The organism is Mesorhizobium sp. UC74_2, assembly GCF_042701485.1.
Taxonomy (GTDB): Bacteria; Pseudomonadota; Alphaproteobacteria; order Rhizobiales; family Rhizobiaceae; genus Mesorhizobium.
This window is the reverse complement of the sequence record NZ_CP170562.1, coordinates 125745-150438: the sequence shown is the minus strand read 5'-3', so window position 1 is coordinate 150438 and position 24694 is coordinate 125745. Positions and strand designations below refer to the sequence as shown.

The window sequence follows — 24694 nt, the reverse complement described above, 5'->3', positions numbered from 1 at the left end:
ATGCAAAGTGCTGCCGTCCTGACAGCCTCCACTGAGGCGCGCCCGGTGCTCGAACTGTCGGATGTGCGCAAGCGTTTTGGTGGCGTCATCGCGCTTAACGGCGTCTCCTTCTCGCTGCGGGCCGGCGAAGTGCACGCGCTGGTCGGCGAAAATGGTGCCGGCAAGTCGACGCTCATCAAGATCCTGTGCGGTATCGTCAAGCCGGACGACGGCCACATCGCACTCGACGGAATCGCCTATGCACCCCACTCCCCGGCCGACGCCAAGGCACATGGCATCCAGGGTCGTGCACCAGGAATTCAATCTGCTGCCCTATCTGTCGGTGGCGGAGAACATCTGTTTCGAAGACATCCCGCGCAAACGCTTCGGCATCGTCGACTACGGGGCCGTCCACGACAAGGCCCGTCAGGCACTCGCTCGCATCGGGCTCGACGACATCGACGTCCGGCGACCGGTCGAAACGCTCGGCGTCGCGCATCGCCAACTGGTCGAAATTGCCCGCGCGCTGATGGGCGAAAGCCGCATCCTGATCCTCGACGAGCCCACGGCGACGTTGACGGCGCGCGAGACCGAACGGCTCTTCGCCATCATCGATGGTCTGCGCGCCAAGGGCGTCGCCATCGTTTTCGTGTCGCACCATCTCAACGAAGTTTTCGCCAATTGCGATCGCGTCACGGTGTTGCGCAACGGCGAATCCGTGATGACAGCCGACATCGCCGATATGACGCAGGAGAAACTGGTCGCTTCAATGGTCGGCCGCCAGCTTGCCGCCCAGATGGCCGAGACGCGCAACCTCGACGCCAGCAGCCGCATCGCATTGTCGCTGAAGAACCTTCGGCATCCGGCATCGCCGCACGCCGAAGGTGTTTCACTCGACGTACGCTACGGCGAAATCCTCGGCATTGCCGGCCTTGTCGGCGCCGGCCGCACCGAACTGCTGCGTGCGATCTTTGCCGCCGACCTGCCACTGTCAGGCACGCTGGAGCGCGACGGCCAGCCACGCCGCTATACAAGTCCCAAGGCGGCGATCCGCGACGGCATCGGCTTCCTGACCGAAGACCGCAAGGAGGAGGGCCTGATCCTCGCCATGTCCATCGCCGCCAATGTCAGCCTGGCCAATCTTGGCAAGGTCTCGCGCGCCGGGCTGCTGGACGCCGATGCGGAGAGCCGGCTTACCGAGAAACTCGGCAAGGAGATCAAGCTGAAATACGGCAGGACCGCCGATGCGGCTTCGACGCTCTCGGGCGGCAACCAGCAGAAGGTGGTCCTGGCCAAATGGCTTGCCAACGATCCGAAGATCCTGCTGCTTGACGAACCGACACGCGGCGTCGACGTCGGTGCCAAGGCGGAGATCTACGCGCTGCTGCGCGGTCTCGCCGACAAGGGCCTGGCCTTGCTTGTCGTGTCATCGGAACTGCCTGAACTGATCACGCTCTGCGACCGCATCCTGGTGATGTCGAAACACCGCATCGCCGGCGAGGTCGCACGCGAGGACTTCTCCGAAGAGCGTATCCTTTCCCTCGCCTACAAGGACGAGAACAATCATGGACGCCACTGAACACAACGGCCCTTCGACCGGCTCGCTCGGCACCACCGCCAAGACCGTGCTGCGGGAGGCCGGCATCGGCATTGCGCTGATCGTGCTGATCATTGTCTTTTCCCTGACGACCCAGCACTTCCTGACTTCGTCGAACATCACCAACATCCTGACCCAGGTGACGATCAACCTCGTGCTTTCGATCGGCATGACCTTCGTCATCCTGATCGGCGGCATCGACCTGTCCGTCGGCTCGGTTCTGGCCTTTGCCGCCGTCGTCGCCGGCACGGTGATGACGCTTCCGGGTCTCGATCCGACGGTTGCCGTCATGCTGGCAACGATAAGCGCCGTTGCGGCAGGTATCCTGTTCGGTCTGTTGAATGGCCTGGTCAGCGCCTGGTGGGGCATCCCTTCCTTCATCGTCACGCTGGGAACGCTGAACATCGCCCGCGGTGCCGCGCTCCAGGTCACCGGCGCGTCGACCATCTATTCCTTCCCGGCGGCCTTCAACGCCTTCGGCTCACAGACGATCTACGGCGTGCCGGTGCTGTTCCTGATTGCGCTGCTGCTTGTGGCAATCGGCTGGTTCGTGCTGACCCGCACAGTGTTCGGGCGCGTGCTCTACGGCATCGGCAACAACGAAGAAGCGACCCGGCTCGCCGGCCACAACGTGTTCTTCTACAAGGTTGCGGCCTTCACCATCTGCGGTGCGGCGGTGGGCATCGGCGCCATCATCTATATGGCGCGCCTCAACATCGCGAGCCCGATCATCGGCATCGGCTTCGAGCTCAACGCCATCGCTGCCGTCATCATCGGCGGCACCAGCCTGAGCGGCGGCCGTGGTTCGATCGTCGGCACATTGCTTGGCGCCTGCATCATCGGCGTGCTGGCCAACGGCCTTATCCTGCTCGGCCTCAGCGACTTCATGCGCCAGATGATCACCGGCTTCGTCATCATCCTCGCCGTCATTCTTGACAAATATCGCGAAAGGCTAACGAAAGCCTAGCGCATGACCCTGAAAATCGGAATCGATTTTCGGAAAGGATCATGCGCCAGATGAAAATGTTAGAGCGACCTTTGCGCGTCCGAAGAGACGCGCGGCGCTCTAATGTGGCACAATCGCCACGACATTCGGGTGGAACCAGCGTGATCAACATCAAGGACGTTGCCCGGCAGGCGGGGGTTTCGATCGGAACGGTATCGCGCGTTCTGGCCAAGAACGAAACCGTGGGCGCCGCGCTGCGCGAAAGGGTCGAGGCGACGATCCGCGAACTCGACTTCAAGCCGAACCATGTGGCGCGCGGCCTGCGCCGCCGCCGCACCGACATGATCGGCCTGGTGATCCCCGACATCACCAATCCGTTTTTTGCCGAGCTTGCCAAGCATGTCGAGGCCATCGCCTTCCGCTCCGGCCTGTCGGTGCTTCTGTCGATCACCAACGACGATCCCGAGATCGAGGTGGCGCAGATCGAAAGTCTGTTGAAGAGCCGCCCCACGGGCTTGATCGTGGTGCCGATCCAATCCGGCCAGTCGCGGGGCTGGAAAGGCGATACGGCGACCGTCGTTGTCGATCGTCGCCTGGCTGGCCATGGCCTGCTGTCCGTCGATCACCATGGTGGCGCCGCACTTGCGGCAGACCATCTGATCGGGCTCGGCCATCGCACCATTGCCTACATTGCGGGCCCTGCCGACGCACCGGTTTCCCGAGCGCGCCGAGCAGGTTTTGTCGATCATCTCAACGCCGCGGGCATAAAGCCGGAGATCATCGAAGGCCATTTCGACTACGTCTCCGGCGAAGCGCTCGGTCGCCGGTTGCTCGATCGCGCTCGGGCCGAGCGCCCGACTGCGATCGCGACCGCCAACGACCAGCAGGCCATCGGCCTTCTGCGCGCGGCCGACGATCTCGGCATCAAGGTGCCCGATGAGCTTTCCGTGATCGGCTTCGACGACATTCCGCTCGCCGGGCTGATAACACCCAGGCTCACAACCATCGGCCAGCCTGTCGAGGAGATCGCCAAACGCGCGGTCGCGGCGGCGATCGATGGGAGCGGAGCAGCTGCCGGAAACGACGATCTGCTTTCCGGAGCGCTTGTCATACGCAACTCCACGGCGCCGGCCGACAGGAAAAGCGACGGCTAGCTTCCGCGAAGAGCCCTGCGCAAAAAAGCCTTGTAACCGCGCTTGACCCTCCACCTGGTGGAGACGTTAGGACGATTCCATGAGCGAGAAAATGCACACGATCGGCGACCTTTCACGGCTGAGCGGCATCTCGGTGCGGCGGATCCGTTTCTATTCCGACAAGGGACTGCTGCCTCCGGCAACCCGGACATTCAGCAACTACCGGGTCTACTCCGATGCCGATGTCGCCCGCCTGGACTTGATCCGTGCGTTGCGGGAAGCCGGCATCAGCCTGGCCGCCATCAGCAAGATCCTGTGCCGGCGTCTTTCGCTGAAAGAGGTCCTGGCGATGCGGCTCGATACACTGGAAACCGAGATTGCATCCCGCCGCCGCATCGCCTCCGTGCTGCGCACCACGCTCAGGATCGACCAGCCAACCGAAACCGACTTGAGGAGACTTTGGACGATGACAACCCTGTCCCAGACGCAGATGCGAAGCATGATGGAACGGTTCTACGACAAGGTGGCCGTGCACGCCGACATGGGCGAAGACTGGAAACGGCAGATGATCGACGCTTCCATGCCGGAGTTGCCGGACGATCCGACGGCACGCCAGATCGATGCCTGGAACGAGATCACCGCAATGATCACCGACGAGAGCTTCCTGGTAGAAATGCAGGCAGACACAGCCACGATGTGGAACGGTGAATTCGACCCGGAGTCTTACGCGGAAGCGGCGAATTCAACCCTGGCCAGGGTCAGGGCCGCGATCGACGAAGGCAAGGACCCGCTCTCGCCGACAGGTGCGGCCATCGCCCGCGAGTGGCTGGAGAAATCGGCGAAAGCGATGCGCCGGGAACCTGACCGCGCCTTCCTCGACTGGCATCTCGGCCAATACAGAAAACATCACGCCCGTTCGGCGCACTACCAGGAAATGCTTGCCATTCTGCGCGGCGAGCAGGCGGGCCAGAAACCCGGCAACGAGTGGCAATGGATCAACGAGGCAATGATGCCGCTGCTGGTTTCGCCCAGTCACTGATCTGCTTGGTCTGAGCACCCGGCGCAGCCAACCCGCGCCGGGTTTGTCGTCCGTGCTGTGGGAGGCCTACTGCGCCGTCCAGCCGCCATCGACCGGCAGCGTCGTGCCGGTGATCTGTTTCGCGGCATCCGAGCAGAGGAACACCGAAAGCGCCGCGATTTCTTCCACCGTCACGAATTCCTTGGTCGGCTGGGCCGCCAGCAGCACATCATGCTTGACCTGTTCTTCCGTCATGTTGCGTGCCTTCATCGTGTCGGGAATCTGCTTTTCGACCAGCGGCGTCCACACATATCCCGGTGCAATCGCGTTGACGGTCACGCCATCCTGCGCAGCTTCGAGCGCCACCGTCTTGGTGAGGCCGGCGATGCCATGCTTGGCAGAGACATAGGCCGACTTGAAAGGTGAAGCGACCAATGCATGCGCGGATGCCGTGTTGATGATGCGGCCCCATTTGCGCGTCTTCATGCCGGGCAGTGCCGCCTTGATCGCATAGAACGCCGCAAGCAGGTTGATGCGGATGATCGCTTCCCATTTGTCGTCGGGAAACTCCTCGATCGGCGCGACAAACTGGATGCCGGCGTTGTTGACCAGGATGTCGACGCTGCCGAAGGCCTTTTCGGCCTCCTGCACCATCGTGGTCACTTCCTCGCCCTTCAGCATGTTGGCGCCGGAATAGCGGCACTGGACGCCGAAATCCGCTTCGATCGCCACGCGTTCCTTCTCGATGTCGGCGGGATCGCCCAACCCGTTGATGGTGATGTTGGCGCCTTCGGCGGCAAAGGCTCGGGCAATGGCGAGACCGATGCCGCTGGTCGAGCCGGTGACGAGTGCGTTCTTTGAAGTCAGGGAACCCATGATGATCTCTCGGCTGGCGGTTGAAGTGACATTCTAACTAGGTGCATTGCAGCAAGTTTCCATCACAAACATGTGTCGATTTCATCCGGGAACCGACAAACGACTGGAATCGTTCATCGACCCGACACAAACCCGTCATGCTGCCATGCAACATGACATTCGTTATTTCTGATGTGACATCCTTCAGTCCCGAGGTGACAGCTTGGAAATCGCCGACGTCGTGAAGCGCGCTTACGCCATGCCGCTGACCAATCCCTCTTTCCCGCCGGGCCCCTATCGTTTCTTCGACCGCGAATATGTCATCATCACCTACCGCACCACGCGTGAAGCGCTGGAAGCGGTGGTGCCGGCGCCGCTGGAAATAGATGGCGAACCGCTGGTGAAATACGAATTCATCCGCATGCCGGACTCCACAGGTTTCGGCGACTACACCGAAAGCGGCCAGGTCATTCCCGTACGCTTCAATGGCGAGCACGGCGTCTACGTCCATTCCATGTATCTGGACGACGATGCTCCGATCGCCGGCGGCCGCGAATTGTGGGGCTTCCCGAAGAAGCTGGCCAATCCGAAGATCGTCAATGAAGGCGAGGTCGTCGTCGGCACCTTGCACTATGGTTCCGTGCTCTGTGCTACCGGCACGATGGGCTACAAGCACCGCGAAGCCGACCGCGAACAGGTGATGGCCGCGCTGACCGCGCCGAACTTCCTGGTCAAGATCATTCCGCATGTCGACGGCACGCCGCGCATCTGCGAGCTCGTGCGCTACCACCTGACGGACATCACGTTGAAAGAGGCCTGGACCGCCCCTGCGGCACTCGACCTGCGCCCGCATGTCATGGCCGACGTGGCACGCCTGCCGGTGCTCGAAGTCGTTTCGGCACTGCATTTCACTGCCGACCTCACCCTCTGCCTCGGCGAAGTCGTCCACGACTACCTCGCCGGCGCGCGCTGACCGTTCCCATCATCTGCCGGAGTTGACCGTGCTGGACCGCAACAAAACGAAGGCGAACAACGCCACCATCCAGGAAATCGCTTCGCAGTATGATCGGGTCGCGCTCGTGCTGCAGGGCGGCGGTGCGCTCGGCGCCTATCAGGCCGGCGTCTACCAGGCCTTGTCCGATGCCGGTTGCGAGCCGACATGGCTTTCGGGGGTTTCGATCGGAGCCATCAATGCCTCGATCATCGCCGGAAACGAGCCGAGCCGACGCCTGCAGCGGCTCGAACAGTTCTGGCAGACGATTTCCGGCCGCAAGATCTGGGCCTATACGCCGGAAGGCGACATCTATCGCGACATCCGCAACCGCACCAGTTCCTGGATGACAATGACGATGGGACAACCTGGCTTCTTCAAGCCACGTTTCCCCAACCCATGGCTGGAGCAGTCTGGGGCCGAGGGCGCAACCAGTTTTTATGACACGGCGGAATTGAAAGACACCCTTGAGCAACTGATCGACTTCGATGTGCTCAACGATGGCCGCAAACGCCTGAGCGTCGGTGCGGTCAACGTTCGTACCGGCAACTTCGTCTATTTCGATACCGACAAGGTGCGTATCGGGCCAGAGCATATCATGGCTTCCGGTGCCTTGCCGCCGGCCTTTCCCGCGATCCGCATCGAAGGCGAATACTATTGGGACGGCGGTATCGTCTCGAACACGCCTCTGCAATATCTGCTCGACCAGGAAGAGGACCGCAGCTCGCTGGTTTTCCAGGTCGATCTGTTCAGCGCTCGCGGTGTGCTGCCGCGCGGCATGCCGGATGTGCTGTCGCGCCACAAGGACATCATGTATTCCAGCCGCACGCGCCAGAACACCGACAACTTCAAGCGCATCCATGGCCTCAAGATGCAGCTTCTCGACGCGCTGAAGCGCGTGCCGGCGGAGATGCGCACTCCCGAGGAAGAGGCACTGATCGCGGACTATTCCGACGCCGGAATCGTCAACATCATCCACCTCATCTACCAGCACAAGGGCTATGAGGGGCACGCGAAGGATTACGAATTCTCCGGCACTTCGATGCGCGAGCACTGGGACATGGGGCTGGAAGATACACAGCGGACCCTGCGCCACCATCAATGGCTGACGCCGCCGACGAATGTGGAAGGCGTGGCCATTCACGACCTGCATCGCGAGGATCCGACCTGAAGGTCGGATCCTGAAATCAGAAGCGCAGGCTGACACCGGCGCGACGCAGAAGCCAATAAAACAGCGCGGTCGCGCCGACGCCGAGCCCTACCGCCCACAGGAAGCCGGTCTCGCTGTGCGTGAACGGCAACCCTGCGGTGTTCATGCCGAAAATTCCGACCACCAGCGTACCCGGCAGAAGCAGTGCGCTCATCACGGCCATGGCCTTGAGGCTGCGGTTGGATTCGTCGGCGAGTTCCGCCGCCATTTCCTCCTGCAGCAACCTGGCGCGATCGTTGATCATGACGATCTCGCGGTCGAGCCGTTCGAGCCGTGTCGACAGGCGCTGCAACACCGCATGAGCAGTCGAGGAAAGCTGCCACTCTTCGCGGTCTTCATCCTCGAACAGAGCCACCATGCCGGAAACCGGCCTGTGCAAGGCAACCGCCAGCCGGCGTACTTCCTTGAGCCGCCGCCGTTCATCGCTCAGCCGTTCGGTGACGAGATTGTCTTCCACTTCATCGAGCTGTCGTGCCGCCTCGCCGAGCCTCAGGCCGGTGTTCTTGCAGAAGGCTCCGACGATCGCCTCGAACAGATCGAAGGCCGTGGGCAGCTTCAACCCGTCGCCGAGCGCACGGCGCAACTGGTCGACACCTTCCAGGGAATGCCGGCGTCCGGTCACCAGCAGGCGTTCGGTGACCGCGAAATGCAGCCGGCCGATGGTGCTCGATCGACGCTCGATATCCTTGTGCATATCGGCCGACACGCCATGCACCACCCCATCCTCATGACCAAGCACGAGACTGTCGTGCCCTTCCAGTATGGCGCGCGACGCATGAGGCAGCTGGCAGGCGTGCCCTACCCAGCCATGCGCACGCTGGTCGACCAGATCGACGTGCAGCCAAACCCATCCTTCTTCCGAGGCGAGCGCGGCCTCGATGTCCTGCTGCGCCAGAACGGTGGCCGGCTGGCCTGGCAGTGCGCGATAGGCAAAGATCAGGCCGGGCACCTGCTCGGTGTTTTCATGTCCCGGAAGGTTGAAACGCGGCGCTTCATTCATCGATGCTGGGAGCCTTGATTGGGTCGAGCACGATCCGAAAGCGGACGAAGATCATGCGACGAAAACCACGAAAAGGCTGGCGCGGTGAAGCCGCGCCAGCCTTGCTTGTCTGAACCAGCGCGCACCTAGAACAGCGCGCGCATCAGCACGAACAGGCCGAAGGCCAGCGCGATCGAGGCAGGCAGGGTCAGTACCCAGGCCAGCAACATGTTACGCACCGTCGACCACTGCAGGCCGGAGCCGTTCGCCGCCATCGTGCCGGCCACACCCGACGACAGAACATGGGTGGTGGAGACGGGCAGGCCCAGCATGTCGGCGGCGCCGATCGTACCCATGGCAACCAGTTCGGCGGAAGCGCCCTGGCCATAGGTCAGATGCGTCTTGCCGATCTTTTCGCCAACAGTGACGACGATACGTTTCCAGCCCACCATGGTGCCGAGGCCGAGTGCCAGCGCGATCGCGATCTTGACCCAGAGTGGGATGAACTTGGTCGCGTTGTCGACGGCTTTGTGATAGGCCGTCACCACCTTCAGGTCATCGGCCTGCATCGGCAACAGCTTCTTCTTGTCGATCAGCTTCAGCGCTTCACCGATCAGGTAGATGTCATTGCGTGCGTTGCTGACCAGCTCGATCGGCAGCTTCTCTACCGACGGATAAGGCGACACCAGCGTGTTGGTCTGCTGGATGAAGGTCTGCAGCGCCGGCGTCGTCTGGTCGGTCCAGGTCTTTGTGCGGACGGCCTCACTGACGACAGCCTTGGCATCCGTGACAGTTATGCCCGGCTTCACATACTTTCCAAGCACCGTGTCTACTTGTGCAGCCGCAGTCTTGTAGGCCTCCAGGTAGTTCACGTCCGGCGTGCGGTTCAGCGCGAATGCGGTCGGAACAACGCCGATCAGGATCAGCATGATCAGGCCCATGCCCTTCTGGCCGTCATTGGAACCATGCGCGAAGGACACGCCCGTGCAGGTGAAGATGAGCAATGCACGGATCCACAATGGCGGCGGCGTATTGCCTTTCGGGGCCTCGTACAGCGCCTTGTTGCGGATGAGCAGCTTCATGACCAGAAGCAGCAGCGCCGCCATGCCGAAGCCGAACAGCGGCGAGATCAGCAGCGACATGCCGACTTCCGTCGCCTTCGACCAATCGACGCCGCTGGTGGCGCTGCCGGCCGGTGCCAGGAATTGGTTGGCGAGACCCACGCCGACGATCGAACCGATCAGCGTGTGCGAGGACGAGGACGGCAGGCCGAGATACCAGGTGCCGAGATTCCAGATGATCGCCGCCGTCAGCAGCGAGAACACCATGGCAAGACCGGCGCTCGAGCCGACTTGCAGGATGAGTTCGACCGGCAGCAGCGAAATGATGCCGAAGGCAACGGCGCCGCTGGCGGTGAGAACGCCAAGGAAATTGAAGAAGCCCGACCACATCACGGCGAGTTCCGCCGGCATGGAGTGCGTGTAGATCACAGTCGCCACCGCATTCGCGGTGTCATGGAAACCGTTGACGAATTCGAAGCCGAGCGCGATCAGCAGCGCCAGGCCGAGCAGGATCCACGGCACGGCCACGGCGCTGGTCAGATCCTGGCTCAGCGCATAGCCGACATAGGCCAGTCCGCCGATCACGATCGCCAGGAAGACCGGCATGAACCATTTTCCGACCACGCTTGGTCCCTCAAGCGGATGCTCGGGTCGCGGAATTCCTATTTCACTTGAAGTTACGTCCACCATTGTCCCGCTCCTTTTGCAGTGCAGCAAAATTCGAAGGGAACCCTATTTAGGCCAGGTGAACCTGATGTGACGGCTTATCGCCTGCGCTCCGGGCCAAACCTGCTCAGGATAGGAGTGCGCATCTAATCGGCCTCGCTCCGGAAGATTTGCCAGAACCGAAATTAAGGACCAAGTAATATTCAATATTTTATCGAAATTTCTCTGCTTTCGTTCGTGCTTTGTTAAGCAAACACCTGATCTACACTTTGTTTACCATTCGCCTTAACCGGTCCGCAATTGAAGTCTCGCAAGATGGGCCACGGTTCGAAAAGAGACCGTCGAACGAAAAGTCACAACCGGGCAAAGGGTACCACCATGACCAACCTTCTTTCGCGCTTCTTCAAGGATGAATCGGGCGCCACCGCCATCGAATACGGCCTGATCGCCGCTCTCATCGCGCTCGCGATCATCACCGGCGCCAGCACGCTTGGCAACAAGCTGAACAGCCAGTTCACGAACATCTCCAACTCGCTTAAGTAATGGTTTCGCGGCGTCTCCGGCCGATACCGGAGACGCTGTTGACCTTGGGCTTACTTGATTGAGTCCGACGATGCCCCAGCTTCTTGTGCGTTTCGTTCAAGATAATTCGGGCGCGACCGCCATTGAATACAGCCTGATTGCCACCTTGATCGCGCTTGCGATCATTGCTGGGGCAACCACGCTCGGCGATAAGCTGAACACTCAGTTCAAGAACATCTCCGACCAGGTCAGATGATGGCTCGATAGCCTGCCGGCTGTGCACTGAAACGGGCTGCCTTCGGGCGGCCCGTTTCGCTTGCACACTGGAAACTCCGTCGCATGTCCGATTGCAGCGGCCGCAGCCCACCTTATGCCTATACAGGGTGAGGCCGACATGGACCTCCCGGCTGCCTGCACTATATAAGTCCGCATGAATGCCCAACGATATGGTGACGGACAATGAAACGGCATTGCGCGACCGTTATCTGTGGACTGAGCCTGGCGGCTATCGCCGGTTTGCCAGCCGGAGCCCAATCCCTCCAGCCTGTGCGCCCTGGCATCAACTCGATCGGCCAGGCCGACCTGCAGGCACTGCGAAACCAGATCCAGCGGCAGCAATTCCAGCAGCAGCAGCAGATTTATCGTGAGATCGACCGGCAGGTCGTCATACCACCGCAGCCGGTGGCGCCGGCGCTGCGGCAACCTTGCCAATCGTCGGCCAATGGCGGTAGCGTGGTGGGTGGCTGTCGCTGACAAGACAGCATGGAATTTGCTTAGCCGTCTATTAGAATCCATAATGGGATTGCAGCGCGCGAGCGATCGCGCGCACCGCAGATGTTTATGTTAGCTTGAGGTCTGCCTGAACCGCCAGGCGGGTTTGATTGGAAGTGCCATGGCGGCAACCAAGAAAAAGAGCGGGCGCGAAAATGCGCCCAGGAAAAATACCGCCCCGACCGCCACCAAGCCGTCGGTTGCAAAGCCGTTGCCGAAAAAACAGGCGGTCGAGCAAGCCAAGAAAGGCAAGACAATCCGCCAGGTCGCTGCCATCCCCTTTCGTCAGGGAGCGGATGGCGGGATTGAAGTGATGTTGGTGACATCGCGCCAGACTCAACGTTTCATCGTCCCCAAGGGTTGGCCGATGCCGGGCAAGAGCGGCCGCAAGGCCGCCACCATCGAAGCCCAGGAAGAAGCAGGCGTCATCGGCAAGACATTGAAACAGCCTGCCGGCAGCTATTCCTATTGGAAACGCCTGACGTCCAGTTTCGCGCGCGTCAACGTCACGGTCTATCTGCTCTCTGTCAGCGATGAGCTCGCGAGCTGGCCTGAAGCCGGTACGCGTCAACGTGCCTGGCTCAAGGCCGACGATGCGGCCACATTGATCGACGAGCCTGAACTGGCGACGCTTCTGAAGACGCTGCGCCTGCCTGCTGACTAGAGCAATTCCAGGAAAAGTGGGTGGCGGGTTTCCGTCCGGAATTGCGCACAGAAACAAAGAGTTAGAGCGTCTCGGCGTTTCCCTAAGAATGGAAATGCTCTGGCTCGCGGCGCGAAGCAGCGAAAGCCTGATCACATGGGCAGCCGCTCGAGAAGGATCGTGGGCGCCCCATGATAGGTCGTGCGCAACACCTCCGCGTAGCCGGCCCTGACCGCCACACTCAGCGAAGGTCCGTTTTCGGGGTCGATGATACAGACCGTGCGGGCGCCGCCGAATGTCTGGTCGGCCCAAGCGACCATGCGCGACACCACTTCGCCGGCGATACCCTTGCCATGCGCCTCGGAGGCCAGCACCCAGCCGGCTTCGGGCATCCCCTCCAGCGAGGGCGTTATGTCACGCTTCATATCGTGAAACCCAGCTTCGCCGAGAAAGCGTCCGGTCGCCTTGTCTTCGATCGCCCAATAGCCGTAGCCGATCAGGGACCACAGGCCGGCGTGCCGCAGGAAGCGCATCCAGCTTTCCTCGCGCGTACGCACCTTGCCGCCGATAAAGCGACACACGACGGGATCGGCCCACATCTGTGCATAGGCGTCAAAATCATCCAAAGCGTGAGCACGCAGGATGGTCCTTTCGGTCTCGAGGACCGGTGCGGTGCGGATTGTCGTGGTCATTGTCGCCTCTTGATCTCGGGCGCACCTAGCAGGCGCAGTGTGGTGAACAAGAGCCAGTCGACAGGGCACGCCCCGGCCAGAAACCGGCAACTCAATTAGGCAGGCTCAGCCGTGCCAGGCCATGTTCATGTAGACGCCACCGCGCTTCAACTCATCCAGCATCTGGTTGAGCCGCTTCAGCCGTGTTTCTTCGCGTTTGGCTCGCGAGATCCAGCCCAGATAATCATTCTGCTGGTAGTCGGGCCGCGCGGCATATGCGGCCTCGAGCCCATTCTGATCGAGCGCGACCCTGACATCCTCAGGCATGGGATTGATTGCACGTGTCAGCTTCGTCATCCGGCAACATTAGTCGGCCGCGGATGGAGGTCAATTCAGCGGCATGCGATTAAGCCTGCTGGGCATTTCTCTGCTGACATCGTATGAAACGCCATCGCGAAGGGGGAATGCAGATGGAAACCACCGATCTCGTCCTGACCATCCTGCATCACCTGCTTGCCTTTTCGCTGGCAGGTGTGATCGCCGCCGAGTTCGTGCTGATACGCAACGAACTGACGCCCGGCACATTGCGCCGCCTCGCCCGCGTCGATCGCCATTACGGCATGCTCGCCGTTCTGATCATCCTTATCGGCATCGGCCGCGTCTTCCACGGCCTGAAAGGCTGGGAATTCTACGTCTACAACTGGGTGTTCTGGGTGAAGATGGCGATCTTTGCGACAGTCGGCCTGCTCTCCATCGTGCCCACCATCCGCTTCATTTCCTGGAACCGGCAGGCGGCAGCGAGCCCCGCGTTCCAGCCGCCTGGCCACGAGCTGACTTCGGTGCGCCGTTACATCTGGCTGGAAGCTCTGCTTTTCCTGGCGATCCCCGCGTTCGCTGCTGCCATGGCGCGCGGTTACGGCCTCTAGGACCTATCGCTAGAGCACTTCACCGGCAGGTTCCAGCGGAGCCAGTTCGACCAGAGGTGCCGGAATGGCATTGGTCTTTTCGGCGGCCTTGCAGATGTCGGCGATGATGCAAGCCTGACAGTCGGGCTTGCGCGCCTTGCAGACATAGCGGCCGTGCAGGATCAGCCAGTGATGCGCATGGCGCATGTATTCGTCCGGAATGATCCGGATTAACCCTTCCTCGACCTGTTCCGGCGTCTTGCCGGGAGCAAGCCCGAGCCGATTGCCAATGCGCAGGATATGCGTGTCCACAGCCATCGTGTGCTGACCAAACGCCATGTTGAGCACGACATTGGCGGTTTTCCTGCCCACCCCAGGCAGCTTGACAAGTTCGTCGCGGCTGTCAGGCACCTCGCCGCCGTAATCGTCGATCAGCGCCTGCGAAAGCGCGATCACATTCTTGGCCTTGTTGCGCCACAGGCCGATGGTGCGGATGTATTCGCCCACCTTGGCTTCGCCAAGCGCCAGCATCTTTTCCGGGGTGTCGGCGATCTTGAACAGCGGGCGGGTCGCCTTGTTGACACCGGCGTCGGTGGCCTGCGCCGACAGCACGACGGCCACCAGAAGCGTGAATGCATTCACATGTTCGAGTTCGCCCTTGGGCTCGGGCCTTTGTATGGCAAAACGACGGAAAATCTCGTGCACTTCGGCTGGCGTATACGCCGACTTGTTCCTCGACGCTTTCCTTGCAGCCGGCGGCGACGCCGCGTTGCGTTTGGACGCGGACCGTTTTTCCGAACTGCGACGATCTTTGAGCTTGGGGACTGCCATGCGCTTCCTATAATATTACGCGATGAGCGATACAAACGCCCCTTTCGCCGCTGACGAGCCGGTCTTTCAGGCTTTGCTCATGCCGCACCGATCGCTTGGCCGCACGGGCTTCGCGATCCTGATCGGTGCGTTGCTGTTTTGCTGGGCTGTCACGGGCGTGGTCTTCCTGGCCAACGGCGCCTGGCCGATCTTCGGCTTCTTCGGCCTTGACATTCTGGCCATCTATGTCGCTTTCCGCCTGAACTATCGTGCGGCACGCGCCCGCGAGGAGGTCTCGGTGTCGCGCACAGCGCTCGATATCCGCAAGACCGCCCCTTCGGGCAGGACCGAGGAACACCATTTCAACCCGTTCTGGTCACGCTTCTCGGTGGCCCGCCACACCGAGATCGGCATCACCGCAATGGCTGTCGAGTTGCGCGGTCAAAGCGTGGCGATCGGCGGCTTCCTCAACCCCGACGACCGCGAGAGTTTCGCCACGGCTTTCACCCGCGCGCTCGCCACAGTAAAGGCACGCTGACCTTCGCAGGAAACGGGTGGAGACCGTCCCCGGAAATCCCGATATTCGCGTTCAAGAGCACGATCCCGGGAAGTTGCAGACTTTCCGGACAGGATCATGCGGCGAAACAGGAAGAAGGAGCAGAATGCGCTGCATTCTGCTTCGGGAGAAATTGCCATGAACGCTCATCTCGCTATGAATACCAGGATGCCGATGAAGATCGCCCCGACCCTTGAGAAGGACATCACGCCCGACGGCAGTGACTATGAGGTCGTGCGCCGCGCCATCGAGAAGATCAGCCTCGACTACCGCGACCAGCCATCCCTGGAGGCTTTGGCCGAGGACGTTGGCGAAACGCCAACCGGCTTGCAGAAACTGTTCACCCGCTGGGCCGGATTGTCACCGAAGGCCTTCCTGCAGGCCGTAACGCTCGACCATGCGCGCAGACTGCTCGATTCGGGCATGCCGCTGCTGGAAACCTCCCTCGAAGTCGGCATGTCCGGCCCAGGGGCGGCTGCACGACCTGTTCGTGACGCACGAGGCGATGTCGCCGGGCGACTACAAGACCCGCGGCGAAGGATTGACCATTCGCTACGGCTTCCACCTCTCGCCTTTCGGGGTGGCGTTGATCATGGTCACCGATCGTGGCCTGGCCGGCCTCGCCTTCAACGACGCCGGCAGCGAACAGGCCGCGTTCAAGGACATGTCGAGCCGCTGGCCGAATGCGAACTATGTCGAGGACATCAGCGCCACCGCTCCCTATGCCGCGCGCATCTTCGATCCGGCCCGCTGGCGCTCCGACCAGCCGCTGCGCGTGGTGATGATCGGATCGGATTTCCAGCTGCGCGTCTGGGAGGCATTGCTGCGCATCCCCATGGGCAAGGCCTGCACCTATTCGGCGATTGCCTCCGAGATCGGCCAGCCAACCGCCAGCCGTGCTGTCGGTGCTGCGGTGGGCGCCAACCCATTGTCCTTCGTGGTGCCGTGCCACCGCGCGCTCGGCAAGTCCGGCGCGCTCACCGGCTACCATTGGGGCCTGACCCGCAAGCGGGCCATTCTGGGTTGGGAGGCGGGCCAGCTTTCGGCTGGCACAGCCTGATCCTGAAGATCGGATTGATTGAGACGGTCGGTGCCGCTCTAAGCGTTTGAGCGAACGCGCCGCGTTGTTATCCGCGACCCGAACAGATTGATGCACAGGCCCGCAATGACAAGGCTGGAGGCACCGAGCTTCCAGCCTTGCAGTGGTTCGCCGAGCAGCACGGCCGAGCCCAGAAAACCGAACACCGGCACCAGCAACGTGAACGGCGCGACCGTCGATACCGGATATTGGGCAAGCAGACTCGCCCAGACCGCGAACCCGAGCAGGGTCGACAGGTAGACGATGTAGGCAATCGAGCCGACTGATACCCAGTCGAGGCTGGTGAAGCTCGAAACGAGGTGATCGGGATCTAGCACCAGTGCGACCACCAGCAGGACCGGCAGTGCGAAAAGGCTGCCCCACACCACCAGTCCAAGCACGTTGGGAGTCGTCGAGAGCTGCGAAATCCGTTTTGAAACGATGTTGCCTCCGCCCCAGGAAGCCGCTGCTGCAACGAGCAGGACAAGACCGATCACGCTGACATCGCCGCCGACATTGAAGGCCACCACGCCGACGCCGGCAAAGGCAAGCAAGGCGCCGGCCAGTTGCCATATCGTCGGCCGTTCGCCAAGCAGCAGCACCGACAGGCCAATGGTGAAGAACACCTGCAACTGCAGGATGAGCGACGACAGCCCCGCGCTCATGCCAAGCTTCATGCCGGTGAACAGGAAGCCGAACTGCATGGCAAAGATCAGAAGGCCATAGAGTGCGATCAGACGCAACGGCACCTTTGGACGCGGAATGAAGAACACCCATGGAAAGGCCGCGAGCACAAATCGCGCCACGCCCAGCGCCAACGGCGAGACCTGTCTCAGCCCGAGCTTGATGATGGCAAAATTGACACCCCAGATGAAAACGATGCCGAGGGCCAGCAGAAGATGACGCAGGCGCATGGTTCAATTTTCCTGATGGAATCATTTAAATAATTGAATTTATTATTTTATTTTACCGGCACGGCGACAGATCCGCAAGGTGCCCCGCTTGCCGGCTGCATCGCTCTTGATGTCCGAACAATTGCGCAGGGGAAGGATGGCCGGCTTACCGGCAAATCGGTTTCCTTCGAGCAGGAGAAACGCTAGGGTCCGCGCCAAAACAAGCTCAGAACAATCCTGAGGGGCCTGCCTTGATCGTCACCATCGGTTCCATCAACCTCGACCTTATCGTCACGGTCGAGCGCCTGCCTGGCCCTGGCGAAACAGTGCCGGGAAGCTCCTTCACAACCGCGCCTGGCGGCAAGGGCGCCAACCAGGCACTGGCCGCGGCGCGTGCCGGTGCCAAGGTGCGCATGGTCGGGGCAGTCGGCAAGGATGGCTTCGCCAGCGATGCGCTGGCGCTCTTGGAAGCTGGCGATGTCGACCTGTCGGCCGTCGCCCGAACGCACAGCTCCACCGGCACCGCCCATATCCTGGTCGGCGGCGATGGCGAGAACATGATCGCGGTGGTGGCCGGCGCCAACGACGCCGTGCTGCCCGGCGACATCGTCAAGGCACAGCTCAAGAAAGGCGATGTCGTGCTGCTGCAGCACGAGATCCCGCTCAAGACCGTGGAAACGGCACTCGAAGCGGCAAGAGAGGTTGGCGCGATCACCGTGCTCAACACCGCACCCGCTCGCAGCGAAGCCGCCGGGCTGCTCGCCAAGGCCGACTATGTCGTGGCCAACGAGACCGAATTCGACCTTTATTGCCAGCCGCTCGGGTTGACGGGAGCGGATCGTCCGGAGCGCATGCGCGCCTATGCAAGGAAAACCGGCCGCACCATTGTCGTCACCCTCGGCGGCGAAGGCGTTCTGGCTGCGGCCGGCGAAGAGTTCCTGAAAGTGCCGGCTCTCAAGATCGTTCCGGTGGATACGGTCGGTGCCGGCGATACGTTCTGCGGCTATCTGGCGGCAGGACTGGAATCCGGCCTGGCATTGGAGGCGGCTCTGATCCGCGCGGCGGCCGCCGGCTCGCTCGCCTGCCTGAAGCCCGGCGCCCAACCGGCAATCCCGCTGGCAGCGGAAGTCGAAGCCGCACTCGGCGCGGACAACCATTGATATGGGCAATTCTCGTCCTGCGAGCCGGCACGCCGTTCCACCGGCGGGTCCTATCTGCACCCTGAGCGCGGTCGACCTCGCCGCAGCGATCCGCGAACGACGGCTCTCTGTGCGAAAGGTCATGACTGCCTTCCTCGATCGCATCGAAGCGCTGAATCCCAAGGTCAACGCCATCGTCTCGTTGCGCGATCGCGCCGAGCTCCTCGTCGAGGCGGATGCGGCGGACGCCCATCTTGCTGCCGGTGGCGAGACCGGCAGCCTCTTCGGCCTGCCCATCGCCATCAAGGATCTCGCCCAGACGAAAGGCCTCAAGACCACGTTCGGCTCGCCGATCTTCGCCGATCTCGTGCCCGAGGCAGACGAGTATTTCGTCGAGCGCATGCGCAAGGCCGGCGCCATCGTCATCGGCAAGACCAACGTGCCGGAGTTCGGTCTCGGCTCCAACACCTACAACCCAGTCTTCGGGCCAACCCTCAATGCCTTCGATCCCGCCTGGACGGCTGGCGGATCCAGTGGCGGTGCAGCTGTCGCCCTGGCGCTCGACCTCGTGCCGCTGGCCGACGGCAGCGATTTCGGCGGTTCGCTCCGCAATCCGGGCGCCTACAACAACGTCTTCGGCTTCCGCCCGTCGCAAGGACTTGTGCCGGGCGGTCCCGGTTTCGAGGTCTTCCACGCACAGATGGGCGTTGAAGGACCGATGGGCCGCAGCGTGCGTGACATGGCGCTCCTGCTTGACGTGCAGGCCGGTTATCACCCGCAAGCACCGCTATCTTATGATCCGCAGGGATCCTTCCTGAAGGGCATCGGCGACGGCACGACAGCCGGTGGCAAGATCGGCTGGCTGGCTGATCTCGGCGGCCATCTGCCCATGGAGGACGGCGTCCTCGATCTCTGCAAGGCAGCGCTGCAGCGCCTCTCTGACATTGGTTTCGAGGTAGAGCCTCTGCTGCCGGATGCAGATTTCGAAGCCCTGTGGCAGGCTTTCGTGACGTTGCGCCAGTCTTCGAGCGGCTGCGGACTGAAACTGCTCCACGACGATCCGGCAAAACGCGCGCTGCTGAAGCCCGAAGCGATCTGGGAAGCGGAAGGCGCGTCCCGGCTGTCGGCGTCCGAAATCCATGCCGCAGCGATGCGGCGTACCACCTGGCATCGCACGCTACTCTCGTTGTTCGAGCACTACGACCTGCTGGCGCTACCGACAGCGCAGGTGTTTCCGTTCGAAGTGTCGACGCACTGGCCGCACGAGGTCGCGGGCCGAGCGATGGACAGCTACCATCGCTGGATGCAGGTCACGGCCTTTGCCACGCTGGGCGGCTGTCCAGCCGTGAATGTGCCGGCAGGCTTCGACACCAGGGGCAGGCCGATGGGCATGCAATTGATCGGCCGGCCGCGCGGCGACCTTGCCGTCCTGCGTGCCGCTGCTGCCTATGAAGCCGTTTTGCCCTGGAAAATCGGCGCTTCTCCCGAGAGTTAGTCGTTTCTCGATCTCCAAGATTCGCGCTTGACTAATCCATAACTCGCCAGCTATATGTCAATCCATAGCCAGCGGGTTATTGATTTCGATGACGGATGCGCACGACCTGTTGTTCAAAACGCTTTCCGACCCGACACGTCGGGCTATCTTCGAGCGATTGTGTCGCGGCGGAGAGCAGACGGTCGGCGCCCTGACAACGCATGCCGGTGTCTCTCAACCCGCCGTCTCGAAACATCTGGGCGTGCTGAAACAGGCAGGCCTGGTGCGCGACCGCCATGAAGGCCGCCAGACACATTACAGCGTGCAGCTTGGTGCGCTGGCCCCGCTGGTCGACTGGACAAAGGAGATGGCCGGCTTCTGGGAAAGTCGTTTCGACGACCTCGAAGACCTGCTGAAAAGGATGGATCAATGAGCGAAACACGCACCGTCGTCGTTGAACGGGAGATCCCGTTCCCGCCGGAAAAACTGTGGCGCGCGCTGACGCAGCCGCATCTGATCGAGGAGTGGCTGATGAAGAACGACTTCAAGCCCGTTGTCGGCCACCGCTTCAACCTGCGTGGCGAATGGGGCGGCGTGCTGGACTGCGAAGTGCTGGCCATCGAACCGCACAAGACCCTGTCCTACCGCTGGGACTTCGCCCATGACGACCCTGCCTACGGCATGAAAAGCGTGGTCACCTTCACACTGACTGCAACGGAGAGGGGAACGCATCTGCGCATGGAGCAGGCCGGCTTCCGGCCAGACCAGAAGCAGGCCTTCGGCGGCGCCAAGGCCGGCTGGCAGCAGTTCTTCACAAATCTCGAACAGCTGCTGGTGAAGAGCGACTAGAGCATTTTGTAGCCAAGTGGAATCACTTGGCGTTACAAAAATGCGACGAAAACAAAAACTTAGAGCGTTTCCGCGTTTCCGTGAAAAACGGAAACGCTCTAGCTGCTCAGGCAGGTACGTCACCCAACTTTGGAAAGAAGGGAACCATGATCTGGAACAAATGGATTCGACAGTCCCATCGCTGGCTGTCGATCATCTTCACCGCCACCGTCGCCGCCAATTTCATCGCCATGGCGATGGGACAGCCTCCCGCATGGATCGTTTATTCTCCACTGCTTCCGCTCTTCCTGCTGCTGTTCAGCGGGCTCTACATGTTCGTCCTGCCTTACATCGCCAAGGGCCGCGACGGCCAACCGACCAGCGGATAGGATCGACAGCCATGCCGGATGGAAAAGCTCCAAAACCAGCAAAGAGCATCAAGCAAACCACCAAGGTCGATCCGGACAAGCCGGTCCTGCTTTCGGGTGGCAACCCTCAGATCGCCAAGGGATACGGCGACGCGCCAGTGCAGGCATACATAGCCGCATCACCCGGCTGGAAGGGCGATGTCACCCGTCGCCTCGACGTCATCATCGAGAACACTGTTCCCGGTCTGCGCAAGGCCGTGAAATGGAACTCGCCGCTCTACGGCGTCGCCGACGAAGGCATGGGCTGGTTCCTCGGCATTCACCTCTTCACCAAATACGTGAAGGTGTCCTTCTTTCGCGGCGCGTCGTTGAATCCCGTCCCGCCGGGCGCCTCCAAACAGAAGGAGGTGCGCTACTACGACGTCTACGAAGACAGGCTCGACGAAGCACAATTTGCCGATTGGGTCAGGCAGGCCAGCCGGCTGCCGGGCGAGAAGATGTAACCGGTGCGCAGCCCCAGGCCAGCGCACCCAATCCCCACTGAAAAAGACGATGGGATCGAGGAGGCACAATGCTCTTTCTGGTGCTGATTTATCAGGACGACGCTAAGATCGCGGCTGCAACCGCCGACGAACAGCAGGCCATCGGGCGCGACTACGGCGAATTCAACACGTTCCTGGCCAAAAGCGGCGCCTTGCGCGGAACGGCCACATGGCCCGCCGGCGTCGCGACCGTCCGCTCGCAGGATGGCCACGCGCTCGTTACGGAAGGATCCTACCAGGCGTCCGGCGACCGGATTGCCGGCTTCTTTCTCATAGAGGTCGCGGATATGGTTGCCGCGACCTCATTCGCCAAGCGTGTGCCCGGCGCGCAATATGGCGGCGTCGAAATTCGGCCGGTCCAAGGGTAGACATCATGACAAAGAACTCGACCGCTCACGAAGACACTCCGCCTTCCGAACTTATCGACCAGACCATCAAGGCGCTGGGTGACTGGCGCGGCGAGACGCTCGCCCGGCTGCGCGCGCTGATCAGGCAAGCCGATCCCGATGTTGTCGAAGAGGTCAAGTGGCGCAAGCCGTCCAACTCCATGCTGGGCGTTCCGGTCTGGGAACATGACGGCATGATCTGTACCGGCGAGACCTACAAGGCAGCCGTGAAGCTGACCTTTGCCAAAGGCGCCTCGGTGGAAGACCCTTCCGGCCTGTTCAATTCCAGTCTCGACGGCAACACAAGGCGCGCCATCGATTTTCACGAAGGGGACGTAGTCGACGAAGAAGCCTTCAAGGCGCTCATCCACGCCGCCGTGGCGGTGAACACGGCAGGGAAGACATCAAAGAAGGCTTGAAGCTCCGCAGGCCTTCTTCCGACCGATGACTGGGGCCTCAACAACTCGCTTGCCCTCCCCTTGCACCTCCAAAGGCAGCGTGCATTGATCTCGAAGCCGGCTCAGGCCGGCATCGAATTGGGAGATCGTCCATGTCGCCTTCGCTTTATGCCGCTTATGTCGTGGCCTGCATCGTCATCGTCCTGGTGCCGGGACCGACGGTGACGCTGATCATCGCCAACTCGATCCGCCATGGCACCCGCGCCGGTCTCGGCAATGTCGTGGGCACGCAGATCGGCCTCGCCATGACGATCGGCGTCGTCGCCATCGGCCTGACCTCGCTGATCGCCGGCATGGGGCACTGGTTCGAATGGGTTCGTCTCATCGGCGCCGCCTACCTTATCTGGATGGGCATCCAGATGTTCCGCAACAAGGGTAGCCTGAACCCGGATGGATCGGTCAGGAAGCCGCGCGGCGGCTTCGTTCTGCAGGGCGTTCTGGTCGCTGTCAGCAATCCGAAGACACTGGTGTTCTTTGGCGCGTTCTTCCCGCAATTCATCGACCCGAGCGGCAATTTTTCACTGCAGATGACCGTAATGGGCCTGACCGCCCTCGCCTTCGCTGCCGTTTCCGACAGTTGTTACGCGCTCGCGGCCGGTCGTGCGGGGCGCCTGCTCTCGGCACATCGCATCCGCCTGCTGTCGAAGATCAGCGGCGGTTTCCTGGTCGGCGGCGGTCTGTGGCTGGCATTCTCGAGAGCAAAATAGGTTTCCGCATCATGCCACTCGCTGGGCCACACGGGCTTAAGCCCTTGCTTACGAGCGGGCGGCTGTTGGCTGCAGCCTTGTTGATTTTGCTGATAGCCCTGTTTCCGTTGTGGCTATCGTCTTCAGCGAGCCCGATCGTCAGCAGATCGACCGTGAGCGCAACCGTGAAATCCATCGCGCAAATCCCCCAGCCAGCGGCGGGCAGCCTCGTGGGAGAAGGCTATAGGTATATGGTCGCCTTGGCCTCTGACGGCACGACCGCTTTCGTGAACGATCACGTGTCGAGACCGCATCCGCGCGGATCAGAAATATTGCTGGAGCGCAGCATGCATGCGGATGGAACCGTCAGCTACAGGGTGGCCGGCTCGACCCGCTAGGGCAATTCCAGCAAAAGTGCGCAACGGTTTTCCGTTCGGAGCTGCGTAAAACAGGGAAAGCGTTCCCGTGAAAAACGGAAACGCTCTGGCGCAATCTCAGTTCAGTTGTCCCAGTCTTTCCGTCAGCAGCCCGAAGAAGCCGTCTGAATCGATATCACGCATGACGGTGGCGTTCTTCGGCCGGTCGGTAACGCCCCACCAGTCGACCACGGTCATGCCCATAGTCAGATCCGAGGCCGTTTCGACGCTCACATTGCAATGACGGCCCTTGAACAGTTCCGGCTTCAGCAGGTAGGCGATGACGCAGGGGTCGTGCAGCGGTCCACCATCGGTGCCGTATTTCTCCTCATCGAAACGCTCGAAGAAATCGAGCAGCGAGGCGGTTGCGTCGCCGACTTTCGAACCCATCCTGCGGAACGCCTCGACCCGCTTGGCGGTCGTCAGTGCCTTGTGGGTGACATCGAGCGGCATGACCACGATCGGCACACCGGAGCGGAACACCACGTCCGCCGCATGGGGGTCGACATAGATGTTGAATTCGGCTGCCGGCGTGACATTGCCGCCTTCGAAGAAACCGCCGCCCATCAGCACGATTTCCTTGATCCGCGGCGCGATCTTCGGTTCGCGTACCAAAGCGAGCGCGATATTGGTGAGCGGTCCGAGCGGGCAAAGCGTTATCGTACCGGGCTCCTCGCGCATCAACGTTTCCACGATGAAATCGACTGCATGCTGCTCCTGCAGTTTCATCGTCGGTTCCGGCAGATCGGGGCCGTCAAGGCCGGTCTTGCCGTGCACGTGCTCGGCCGTGACCAGTTGCCGGACCAATGGCCGGATGGCGCCGGAGAACACCATGACGTCGCGGCGGCCGGCCAACTCACAGATCTTGAGGGCATTCTTTTCAGTCAGCCGCAGCGGCACGTTGCCGGCGACAGCAGTGATACCGACCACATCCAGTTCAGGGCTCGCCAGTGCGAGCAATATGGCCACGGCATCGTCCTGGCCAGGGTCGGTGTCGATGATGATCTTGCGTTTATCCGGCATTTTGTGTCCTTGGTTGGCGGGGCCTTTGATGGCTTGAACTCGCCCGCGCGGCGGACCATATCAATGAAGACCGGGAAAATGCCAGTCGGG

28 protein-coding genes and 2 pseudogenes are annotated in these 24694 nt (G+C 61.6%); 22 read left to right on the top strand and 8 right to left on the bottom strand.

Going from position 1 to position 24694, the window contains the following annotated elements:
• The 4 genes and pseudogenes from ACFJIU_RS00770 to ACFJIU_RS00755 all read left to right on the top strand — a co-directional run bounded on the left by ACFJIU_RS00770 (position 1) and on the right by ACFJIU_RS00755 (position 4694).
• Positions 1–1558 (top strand): annotated as a pseudogene (locus ACFJIU_RS00770) (sugar ABC transporter ATP-binding protein).
• Positions 1545–2543, top strand: coding sequence for an ABC transporter permease (locus ACFJIU_RS00765; protein WP_379066646.1), 999 nt, complete (start codon positions 1545–1547; stop codon positions 2541–2543). The pseudogene ACFJIU_RS00770 and the gene ACFJIU_RS00765 overlap by 14 nt, the downstream one beginning before the upstream one ends.
• Before the next feature lie 140 nt (positions 2544–2683).
• Positions 2684–3676 (top strand): LacI family DNA-binding transcriptional regulator, encoded by a 993-nt coding sequence (locus tag ACFJIU_RS00760; RefSeq protein WP_379066644.1) that lies wholly within the window; start codon positions 2684–2686, stop codon positions 3674–3676.
• 79 nt (positions 3677–3755) lie between these two features.
• Positions 3756–4694, top strand: a complete 939-nt coding sequence (locus ACFJIU_RS00755) for a MerR family transcriptional regulator (RefSeq protein ID WP_379066642.1) — start codon at positions 3756–3758, stop codon at positions 4692–4694.
• A gap of 66 nt (positions 4695–4760) precedes the next feature.
• Here ACFJIU_RS00755 and ACFJIU_RS00750 read toward each other — a convergent pair whose 3' ends face one another.
• Positions 4761–5549: a 3-hydroxybutyrate dehydrogenase gene (locus tag ACFJIU_RS00750; protein WP_379066640.1), complete on the bottom strand. Its 789-nt coding sequence runs from the start codon at positions 5547–5549 to the stop codon at positions 4761–4763.
• A gap of 202 nt (positions 5550–5751) precedes the next feature.
• Between ACFJIU_RS00750 and ACFJIU_RS00745 the strand changes: the two genes are divergently transcribed.
• Positions 5752–6501, top strand: coding sequence for an acetoacetate decarboxylase (locus ACFJIU_RS00745; protein ID WP_379066638.1), 750 nt, complete (start codon positions 5752–5754; stop codon positions 6499–6501).
• A 28-nt stretch (positions 6502–6529) separates the two neighbouring features.
• Positions 6530–7690: a patatin-like phospholipase family protein gene (locus ACFJIU_RS00740; RefSeq protein WP_379066636.1), complete on the top strand. Its 1161-nt coding sequence runs from the start codon at positions 6530–6532 to the stop codon at positions 7688–7690.
• A 16-nt stretch (positions 7691–7706) separates the two neighbouring features.
• Here the strand turns inward: ACFJIU_RS00740 and ACFJIU_RS00735 are convergent, their stop codons facing one another.
• Positions 7707–8729 carry a transporter gene (locus ACFJIU_RS00735; protein WP_379066634.1) on the bottom strand — a complete coding sequence of 341 codons (1023 nt, stop codon included), beginning with the start codon at positions 8727–8729 and terminating at the stop codon, positions 7707–7709.
• Positions 8730–8854: 125 nt separating this feature from the next.
• Positions 8855–10459: an inorganic phosphate transporter gene (locus tag ACFJIU_RS00730; RefSeq protein WP_379066632.1), complete on the bottom strand. Its 1605-nt coding sequence runs from the start codon at positions 10457–10459 to the stop codon at positions 8855–8857.
• Positions 10460–10813: 354 nt separating this feature from the next.
• On the opposite strand from ACFJIU_RS00730, the gene ACFJIU_RS00725 reads away from it, so the two are divergent.
• The 4 genes from ACFJIU_RS00725 to ACFJIU_RS00710 all read left to right on the top strand — a co-directional run bounded on the left by ACFJIU_RS00725 (position 10814) and on the right by ACFJIU_RS00710 (position 12392).
• Positions 10814–10978 (top strand): Flp family type IVb pilin, encoded by a 165-nt coding sequence (locus ACFJIU_RS00725; RefSeq protein ID WP_379066630.1) that lies wholly within the window; start codon positions 10814–10816, stop codon positions 10976–10978.
• A gap of 70 nt (positions 10979–11048) precedes the next feature.
• Entirely contained in the window at positions 11049–11213 is a 165-nt protein-coding gene (locus tag ACFJIU_RS00720; protein WP_379066628.1) for a Flp family type IVb pilin, read from the top strand.
• Between the two features lie 203 nt (positions 11214–11416).
• Positions 11417–11710, top strand: a complete 294-nt coding sequence (locus ACFJIU_RS00715) for a hypothetical protein (RefSeq protein WP_379066626.1) — start codon at positions 11417–11419, stop codon at positions 11708–11710.
• A gap of 139 nt (positions 11711–11849) precedes the next feature.
• Positions 11850–12392, top strand: a complete 543-nt coding sequence (locus tag ACFJIU_RS00710; protein WP_379066624.1) for an NUDIX hydrolase — start codon at positions 11850–11852, stop codon at positions 12390–12392.
• Between the two features lie 131 nt (positions 12393–12523).
• Here ACFJIU_RS00710 and ACFJIU_RS00705 read toward each other — a convergent pair whose 3' ends face one another.
• Together ACFJIU_RS00705 and ACFJIU_RS00700 are read right to left on the bottom strand one after the other, a co-directional pair.
• Positions 12524–13063, bottom strand: a complete 540-nt coding sequence (locus ACFJIU_RS00705) for a GNAT family N-acetyltransferase (RefSeq protein WP_379066622.1) — start codon at positions 13061–13063, stop codon at positions 12524–12526.
• A 105-nt stretch (positions 13064–13168) separates the two neighbouring features.
• Positions 13169–13369, bottom strand: coding sequence for a YdeI/OmpD-associated family protein (locus ACFJIU_RS00700; protein WP_379066620.1), 201 nt, complete (start codon positions 13367–13369; stop codon positions 13169–13171).
• A gap of 137 nt (positions 13370–13506) precedes the next feature.
• On the opposite strand from ACFJIU_RS00700, the gene ACFJIU_RS00695 reads away from it, so the two are divergent.
• Positions 13507–13968, top strand: a complete 462-nt coding sequence (locus tag ACFJIU_RS00695; RefSeq protein WP_379066618.1) for a DUF2214 family protein — start codon at positions 13507–13509, stop codon at positions 13966–13968.
• 9 nt (positions 13969–13977) lie between these two features.
• Here the strand turns inward: ACFJIU_RS00695 and nth are convergent, their stop codons facing one another.
• On the bottom strand, positions 13978–14778 hold the full coding sequence (nth, locus tag ACFJIU_RS00690) for an endonuclease III (protein ID WP_379066616.1): 801 nt from the start codon (positions 14776–14778) through the stop codon (positions 13978–13980).
• A 22-nt stretch (positions 14779–14800) separates the two neighbouring features.
• Here nth and ACFJIU_RS00685 point away from each other — a divergent pair, with 22 nt between their 5' ends.
• Positions 14801–15295, top strand: coding sequence for a DUF2244 domain-containing protein (locus tag ACFJIU_RS00685; RefSeq protein ID WP_379066614.1), 495 nt, complete (start codon positions 14801–14803; stop codon positions 15293–15295).
• A gap of 174 nt (positions 15296–15469) precedes the next feature.
• Positions 15470–16373, top strand: a pseudogene (locus tag ACFJIU_RS00680) (methylated-DNA--[protein]-cysteine S-methyltransferase).
• A gap of 38 nt (positions 16374–16411) precedes the next feature.
• Here ACFJIU_RS00680 and ACFJIU_RS00675 read toward each other — a convergent pair.
• Positions 16412–17305, bottom strand: coding sequence for an EamA family transporter (locus ACFJIU_RS00675; protein WP_379066612.1), 894 nt, complete (start codon positions 17303–17305; stop codon positions 16412–16414).
• 230 nt (positions 17306–17535) lie between these two features.
• Between ACFJIU_RS00675 and ACFJIU_RS00670 the strand changes: the two genes are divergently transcribed.
• The 9 genes from ACFJIU_RS00670 to ACFJIU_RS00630 all read left to right on the top strand — a co-directional run bounded on the left by ACFJIU_RS00670 (position 17536) and on the right by ACFJIU_RS00630 (position 23186).
• Positions 17536–18444, top strand: a complete 909-nt coding sequence (locus ACFJIU_RS00670) for a ribokinase (RefSeq protein WP_379066610.1) — start codon at positions 17536–17538, stop codon at positions 18442–18444.
• A gap of 1 nt (position 18445) precedes the next feature.
• A complete protein-coding gene (locus ACFJIU_RS00665) occupies positions 18446–19918 on the top strand; it encodes an amidase (RefSeq protein ID WP_379066608.1) in 1473 nt (490 codons plus the stop codon).
• A gap of 88 nt (positions 19919–20006) precedes the next feature.
• On the top strand, positions 20007–20330 hold the full coding sequence (locus ACFJIU_RS00660; RefSeq protein ID WP_379066606.1) for an ArsR/SmtB family transcription factor: 324 nt from the start codon (positions 20007–20009) through the stop codon (positions 20328–20330).
• Positions 20327–20746, top strand: coding sequence for an SRPBCC domain-containing protein (locus tag ACFJIU_RS00655; protein WP_379066604.1), 420 nt, complete (start codon positions 20327–20329; stop codon positions 20744–20746). Before ACFJIU_RS00660 ends, ACFJIU_RS00655 begins: the two co-directional genes overlap by 4 nt.
• 146 nt (positions 20747–20892) lie before the next feature.
• On the top strand, positions 20893–21114 hold the full coding sequence (locus ACFJIU_RS00650; RefSeq protein WP_379066602.1) for a hypothetical protein: 222 nt from the start codon (positions 20893–20895) through the stop codon (positions 21112–21114).
• Between the two features lie 11 nt (positions 21115–21125).
• Entirely contained in the window at positions 21126–21596 is a 471-nt protein-coding gene (locus ACFJIU_RS00645; protein WP_379066601.1) for a DUF1801 domain-containing protein, read from the top strand.
• Positions 21597–21664: 68 nt separating this feature from the next.
• Positions 21665–22003, top strand: a complete 339-nt coding sequence (locus ACFJIU_RS00640; protein WP_379066599.1) for a YciI family protein — start codon at positions 21665–21667, stop codon at positions 22001–22003.
• Between the two features lie 5 nt (positions 22004–22008).
• A complete protein-coding gene (locus ACFJIU_RS00635) occupies positions 22009–22440 on the top strand; it encodes a DUF1801 domain-containing protein (RefSeq protein WP_379066597.1) in 432 nt (143 codons plus the stop codon).
• 131 nt (positions 22441–22571) lie between these two features.
• A complete protein-coding gene (locus ACFJIU_RS00630; RefSeq protein WP_379066595.1) occupies positions 22572–23186 on the top strand; it encodes a LysE family translocator in 615 nt (204 codons plus the stop codon).
• Positions 23187–23659: 473 nt separating this feature from the next.
• Here the strand turns inward: ACFJIU_RS00630 and ACFJIU_RS00625 are convergent, their stop codons facing one another.
• Complete coding sequence (locus tag ACFJIU_RS00625; RefSeq protein ID WP_379066593.1) at positions 23660–24604, bottom strand: nucleoside hydrolase; 945 nt, start codon at positions 24602–24604, stop codon at positions 23660–23662.
• Positions 24605–24694 lie beyond the last annotated feature (90 nt).